At 65.4% G+C, this 657-nt stretch carries 1 protein-coding gene; it reads right to left on the minus strand.

The window, feature by feature from the left end:
• Positions 1-213 (minus strand): hypothetical protein (locus BKE38_RS33005; RefSeq protein WP_207553709.1); only part of this gene is annotated, 213 nt, incomplete at its 3' end.
• Positions 214-657: the final 444 nt, after the last annotated feature.

Here is a 657-nt window from a genome sequence, read left to right on the forward strand (position 1 = left end):
GCGGCGCGCCACGAGGGTCTCGTGGGACATGATCGTCTCCTGAAGCGGAGCGGAGGGAAGCGGGACGGGCGGCTCGACCGGTTCAGCGACAGCGCCGACACGGCGCGGCATGTCCAGGGATGAAGGCCGACGAGGCGTGACGCGGCATGATGCCGTCTCTCCGATGCGCTTTTGGTGCAGCGGCATCATGGCCGGATTCGGCGCATTGGCCAAGGTGGTTATCTTTAAATAGCGAATCGGAAAAGCATTAAAGGCGGCGTTAAAAGATGGTCAGCTGGCGCCGGCATCGTCTGCTGATCAAGGGCTCCGGCACCTTCTGCAGCGGATCGGCCGCCGCTGATGCTCCGCGCAAAAGCGAGGTGGCGCCGAATCAGCGACACGAATCTGCATTTTGCTATTTCCACGAACATTAAAGACGTGAAAGAATTCCGGTGAAGGGTCGGCATGGCGCCGAGGCGGCGAGGAGCCGGGCGAGGCGCCCGTCCGGTTCCCCGCGCCTCGCCATGTCCGAAGACCCTTCCCAACCGGCGCAAGCCCTGTTTCTTAACGAGGATCCTTTCATGCGCAGCATCCTTCTCGCCACGGCGGCGGCCCTGGCGCTGCAGCTGGGCGCCCCGGCCGGCGCCCTGGCCCAGGCGCCCACCGCCGCGCCCACCC

The organism is Teichococcus deserti (assembly GCF_001982615.1).
GTDB lineage: Bacteria > Pseudomonadota > Alphaproteobacteria > Acetobacterales > Acetobacteraceae > Pseudoroseomonas > Pseudoroseomonas deserti.